General features: G+C 42.9%; 6 protein-coding genes. 4 read left to right on the forward strand and 2 right to left on the reverse strand.

Annotated features, from left to right (window positions below):
- Window positions 1-308: 308 nt before the first annotated feature.
- On the forward strand, window positions 309-2,531 hold the full coding sequence (locus HT671_RS08340) for a bifunctional (p)ppGpp synthetase/guanosine-3',5'-bis(diphosphate) 3'-pyrophosphohydrolase (protein WP_050207829.1): 2,223 nt from the start codon (window positions 309-311) through the stop codon (window positions 2,529-2,531).
- 29 nt (window positions 2,532-2,560) lie between these two features.
- A complete protein-coding gene (gene dtd / locus HT671_RS08345; protein WP_000691416.1) occupies window positions 2,561-3,004 on the forward strand; it encodes a D-aminoacyl-tRNA deacylase in 444 nt (147 codons plus the stop codon).
- A 31-nt stretch (window positions 3,005-3,035) separates the two neighbouring features.
- On the opposite strand, the gene HT671_RS08350 is transcribed toward dtd, so the two are convergent.
- Window positions 3,036-3,455, reverse strand: coding sequence for a hypothetical protein (locus HT671_RS08350; protein WP_000789565.1), 420 nt, complete (start codon window positions 3,453-3,455; stop codon window positions 3,036-3,038).
- Window positions 3,456-3,619: 164 nt separating this feature from the next.
- On the reverse strand, window positions 3,620-4,270 hold the full coding sequence (locus HT671_RS08355) for a metal-dependent transcriptional regulator (protein WP_000188523.1): 651 nt from the start codon (window positions 4,268-4,270) through the stop codon (window positions 3,620-3,622).
- A 111-nt stretch (window positions 4,271-4,381) separates the two neighbouring features.
- Between HT671_RS08355 and HT671_RS08360 the strand changes: the two genes are divergently transcribed.
- Together HT671_RS08360 and HT671_RS08365 are read left to right on the forward strand one after the other, a co-directional pair.
- Window positions 4,382-5,224 (forward strand): metallophosphoesterase family protein, encoded by an 843-nt coding sequence (locus HT671_RS08360; protein WP_166735337.1) that lies wholly within the window; start codon window positions 4,382-4,384, stop codon window positions 5,222-5,224.
- A 75-nt stretch (window positions 5,225-5,299) separates the two neighbouring features.
- Complete coding sequence (locus HT671_RS08365; protein WP_138703051.1) at window positions 5,300-5,737, forward strand: Rrf2 family transcriptional regulator; 438 nt, start codon at window positions 5,300-5,302, stop codon at window positions 5,735-5,737.
- Window positions 5,738-5,850: the final 113 nt, after the last annotated feature.

Here is a 5,850-nt window from a genome sequence, read left to right on the forward strand (position 1 = left end):
ATTTTCATTGAGTATTAATTCCAAAATCCAGTCAAGGTACCAGTGTATGTGACACGAGTTCCACCGTTTATCTTTCGTATCTTCAATGGAATTGGGGAAGTCAAAAAGTCTTTGGGTTACAATATGGTTTCCGTTCTTCTATCTCTCCTTCTATCACCTAAGTTTAAAATCTAACTTCGTAGTATATTATGGACCAATAATTCAGAATTATCAAGCAATTCTGAATTATTTTTTTCTTATTCTGTTCCAATCTAGTTTTCATATTCTTAAAAAAGTGATAAAATGGTAGGAAGAATTGGAGAGTAGAGATGCCAAAAGAAGTGAATTTAACAGGCGAAGAAGTTGTCGCTTTAACCAAAGAATATTTAACGGAAGAGGATGTCCATTTTGTCCATAAGGCCTTGGTCTATGCGGTGGATTGTCATAGTGGTCAATACCGCAAATCAGGCGAGCCTTATATCATTCACCCTATTCAAGTGGCAGGTATTCTAGCCAAACTCAAGCTGGATGCTGTAACGGTAGCTTGTGGTTTCTTGCATGATGTGGTGGAAGATACAGATGCGACCTTGGACGATTTGGAAAGAGAGTTTGGTCCCGATGTGCGCGTGATTGTTGACGGAGTCACCAAGCTTGGCAAGGTCGAGTACAAGTCTCACGAAGAGCAGTTGGCTGAAAATCATCGCAAGATGCTCATGGCCATGTCTGAGGACATCCGCGTTATCTTGGTCAAACTGTCTGACCGCTTGCACAATATGCGAACCCTGAAACATCTTCGAAAAGACAAGCAGGAGCGCATTTCCAAAGAAACTATGGAAATCTATGCCCCACTTGCTCACCGTTTGGGGATTTCCAGTGTCAAATGGGAATTGGAAGACCTGTCTTTCCGTTATCTCAACCCGACAGAGTTTTACAAGATTACCAATATGATGAAGGAAAAGCGCAGAGAGCGTGAAGCCTTGGTGGATGAGGTAGTCACAAAATTAGAGGAGTATACGATAGATCGTCACTTGAAAGGGAAGATTTATGGTCGTCCCAAGCATATTTACTCAATTTTCCGCAAAATGCAGGACAAGAGAAAACGGTTTGAGGAAATCTATGACCTGATTGCCATTCGTTGTATTTTGGATACCCAAAGTGATGTTTATGCCATGCTTGGTTATGTGCATGAGCTTTGGAAACCCATGCCTGGTCGCTTTAAGGACTACATCGCTAACCGCAAGGCAAATGGTTACCAGTCTATCCATACGACTGTCTATGGGCCAAAAGGGCCGATTGAATTCCAAATTCGGACCAAGGCCATGCACGAGGTGGCTGAGTACGGGGTTGCGGCTCACTGGGCTTATAAGAAAGGCGTTAAGGGGCAGGTTAACAGCAAGGAGTCTGCTATTGGGATGAACTGGATCAAGGAGATGATGGAGCTTCAAGATCAGGCTGATGATGCCAAGGAATTTGTGGACTCTGTTAAGGAAAACTATCTGGCTGAGGAGATTTACGTCTTTACACCAGATGGAGCTGTCCGTTCTCTTCCAAAAGATTCAGGACCTATTGACTTTGCTTATGAAATCCATACTAAAGTCGGTGAAAAAGCGACTGGTGCCAAGGTCAACGGCCGTATGGTTCCACTGACAACCAAGCTCAAAACAGGGGATCAGGTTGAAATTGTCACCAACCCCAACTCCTTTGGACCTAGCCGCGACTGGCTCAATATGGTCAAGACCAGCAAGGCGCGCAACAAGATTCGTCAGTTTTTTAAAAACCAAGATAAGGAATTATCTGTTAATAAGGGTCGTGAAATGTTGATGACCCAGTTCCAAGAAAATGGTTATGTGGCCAATAAATTTATGGACAAGCGTCATATGGACCAAGTCCTGCAAAAGACCAGCTACAAGACAGAAGACTCCCTCTTTGCGGCCATTGGTTTTGGGGAAATCGGTGCTATTACTGTCTTTAATCGTCTGACTGAAAAGGAACGTCGTGAAGAAGAACGTGCCAAGGCCAAGGCTGAGGCAGAAGAACTTGTCAAAGGTGGCGAGGTCAAGGTTGAAAATAAAGAAACCCTCAAGGTCAAGCATGAAGGTGGTGTGGTCATTGAAGGTGCTTCTGGTCTCCTAGTGCGGATTGCCAAGTGTTGTAACCCCGTGCCTGGTGATGATATTGTCGGCTACATTACCAAGGGTCGTGGTGTGGCTATTCACCGTGTGGACTGTATGAACCTGCGCGCCCAAGAAAACTACGAGCAACGTCTCCTTGATGTGGAGTGGGAAGGTCAGTACTCTAGCTCAAATAAAGAGTATATGGCTCATATTGATATTTATGGCCTCAACCGTACAGGATTGTTGAACGATGTACTGCAAGTTCTCTCAAACACAACCAAGAATATTTCAACAGTCAATGCCCAACCAACCAAGGATATGAAATTTGCCAATATCCATGTGTCCTTTGGCATTACCAACCTCTCGACGCTGACTACGGTTGTGGACAAGATTAAGAGTGTGCCAGAAGTTTACTCTGTCAAACGAACCAACGGTTAATTGTCTGAGTTCTTACTAGAAAGGCTATTATGAAAATCATTATCCAACGTGTTAAAAAAGCCCAAGTCAGTATCGAAGGTCAGGTTCAGGGAAAAATCAATCAGGGGCTCTTATTGCTGGTTGGTGTTGGACCAGAGGACCAAGAGGAAGATTTGGACTATGCTGTGAGAAAACTGGTCAATATTCGGATTTTTTCAGATGCAGAAGGCAGGATGAACCTATCTGTCAAAGATATTGAAGGAGAAATCCTTTCTATTTCCCAGTTTACCCTCTTTGCGGATACCAAGAAAGGCAATCGTCCAGCCTTTACAGAAGCAGCCAAACCTGATATGGCATCAGACTTCTATGATGTTTTCAACCAAAAACTAGCGCAAGAAGTGCCTGTTCAGATAGGTATCTTTGGAGCGGATATGCAGGTTGAGCTGGTCAATGATGGGCCAGTTACCATTATCCTAGATACTAAAAATAGATAAGAAAGATCAAGCCCAGCCGGCTTGGTTTTTCTCATCTATCATAAAATACTCCAAAAGAAATCGGTGCTTGATAGGCTTGGGGAAAGTCTTGTTTCAGGATTTGGCAGGTGCGATAGGAAGGGATGAGATGTCCTAGGATGAGGAGAGTCCCCTGAAGGAAAAGTGGGGTACCACTTAAACATATCAAGGAGAGAATCATCAGGCTATCCCATAGGAGGATTTGTAAGGCAAATCGCCAGAATCTCGGTCTAATCTGGGAATAGAGTTGACTAAAGTGGTCACAAAGCTGGTTAGAAAGATAGGTCAATAGCACAGGATGAAAGAAAATGAGCCAACCGCTATAAATTAAAATCCAATCCCAAGTAAGCCCTTCTTTAAATGTCAAAAATGCCAGCATGATTCCATCAATGACAAGGAGTTGAATGGTTTTGATGTATATGATGTTTTTCATGATAAAACCTCCTTTTTTCCTCTGTTAGTGACGGAATAGTTTATATAATTATTATACAATATTTAGTTGGATTATGGAAGCGTTTACTATCGTTTTTGATATACAAAATAGATAAGAAAACCCTGAAAATCAAACTTTCAGGGTTGGTTGGGGTACTTGAGAAATTAGTTGATTTTCTCGACATAGAGTTGTTTGGCAATGTCCATATTCACTTGTAAATCATTGTTTTTATTAAGGATAGTGAAGGTGTTGCTGAAGCCATCAAACTGCTTGACTTGGAGCGAATCACCGATGTGAAGTGAGTGCTTGTCCAGATAACTGAGAATGTCAAAGCTATCGTGCACCCGAGTCAGGCGGTAGGCGCCAGCTTCCTTGATGTCAGCTAGTGGCAGGTTATTGATTTCAACGAGGAGTTCTCCCTTGGCAGGAATAGTTCCTCCGTGGGGGCAGGTTTTAGGGAAACCTAGCAGTTTATCTAGTCTTTCCACGAACAGGTCAGAGACAGTGTGTTCCAAGACCTCAGCTTCCTCGTGAATCTGGTCACTTGTATAGTCTAAATGATGAACTAGAAAAACTTCAATCAAGCGGTGCTTACGATAGAGCTCAGAGACCAGTTTGAGGCCGAGGTCAGTCAGTAGATAGCCACATTCCTTGTCCTTTAGGATGAGGTTTTCACTCTTCATCCGTTTGATCATTTCAGTTACGGCAGGGGGAGAGACTTGCATGCGGGCAGCAATTTCCTTGTTGGTGATTTTATACAGGTCTATGCCAATTTCATAAATACATTTTAGATAATCTTCTTTATTTGGGGTCATTCGTTTCCTCTTGTCTAATATCTTTATCTAGTATATCAAAAAAAGCTAGATTTCTCTAGCTGTGACTTTTTATGTTATACTTATTGCAAGAGAAAAAACGAGGAGATGGATATGACGAAAATAGCTCTTCTTTCAGATATTCATGGAAATACCACTGCTTTAGAGGCTGTTTTGGCAGATGCTCGGCAGCTAGGAGTGGATGAATACTGGCTTTTGGGAGACATTCTCATGCCAGGGACAGGGCGTAGAAGGATTTTGGACTTGTTGGCTCAACTACCGATTACAGCTAGAGTTTTGGGAAACTGGGAAGACAGTCTTTGGCATGGTGTCCGCAAGGAATTGGATAGTACTCGTCCCAGTCAACGCTATCTCTTGCGCCAGTGCCAATATGTTTTAGAGGAAATTTCCCTAGAAGAAATCGAATTGCTCCACAATCAACCACTCCAGCTTCATCGTCAGTTTGGGGCTTTGACGGTGGGAATTAGCCATCATCTACCTGATAAGAATTGGGGGCGTGAGTTGATTCATACTGGAGCGCAAGAGGATTTTGACCGCTTGGTGACCAATCCACCTTGTGATATTGCTGTTTATGGTCATATTCACCAGCAGTTGCTTCGTTACGGTACTGGTGGGCAATTGATTGTTAATCCGGGTTCGATTGGGCAGCCTTTCTTTCTAGATGCTCAGTTGCGGAAGGACTTGCGGGCCCAGTATATGATTTTGGAGTTTGATGACAAGGGCTTGGTAGATATGAACTTCCGACGGGTAGACTACGATGTGGCAGCTGAATTGCAGCGGGCTAAAGACCTGAAACTTCCCTATTTTGAGGTTTATTATGAAAGTCTGGTCAATGGTATCCATCATACTCATAATCAGGAATTTCTGAGAGAATTGGCCCAGAAAGAGGGATACGATAGGGAGTTAGATGCCTGGTTGAAAGGTTGTAATGATTGACATTACAACTAAAAAGGGTATAATAAAAGAAAAAGAAGAGTAGAGGCAGGGATGTCTCGTAAAAAGGAGAAGAGGATGCAAATTCCAAGTAGATTTACCATTGCGACTCATATGCTGATAATCATTGCCCTCAAGGGGAAGGAAAGCAAGGTGACCAGTGATTTTTTAGCTGCTAGTGTCGGGGTCAATCCTGTCATTATCAGAAAAACCTTGTCCCAGTTGAAGAAGGCAGAGCTGATTTCAGTCGCGCGTGGAACAGGGGGAACAGAGATTGTCAAGGATCTCAAGGACATTAGTCTATTAGATGTTTATCAAGCGGTTGAGTGTCTTGGTAAGACAGGTCAACTCTTCAGTTTCCATGACAATCCGAATCCAAATTGTCCAGTTGGAGCTCATATTCATGATGTTTTGGATCAAAAATTGGAGAGAATCCAGCTGGCCATGGAGGCAGAGCTTGGTCAGACTAGTTTAGAGCAAGTTGTGGCTGATGCAGAGAGTCAGACGAAGGAGTGAATTCTTCTTTAAAATAAAAAAGCTTATGAGAAGGTTTTTATACTCAATGAAAATCAAAAAGCAAACTAGGAAGCTAGCCGCAGGTTGCTCAAAGCACCGCTTTGAGGTTGTAG

Origin of the sequence: Streptococcus sp. 2741 (assembly GCF_013276315.1) — a bacterium.
Classification (GTDB): domain Bacteria; phylum Bacillota; class Bacilli; order Lactobacillales; family Streptococcaceae; genus Streptococcus; species Streptococcus pseudopneumoniae.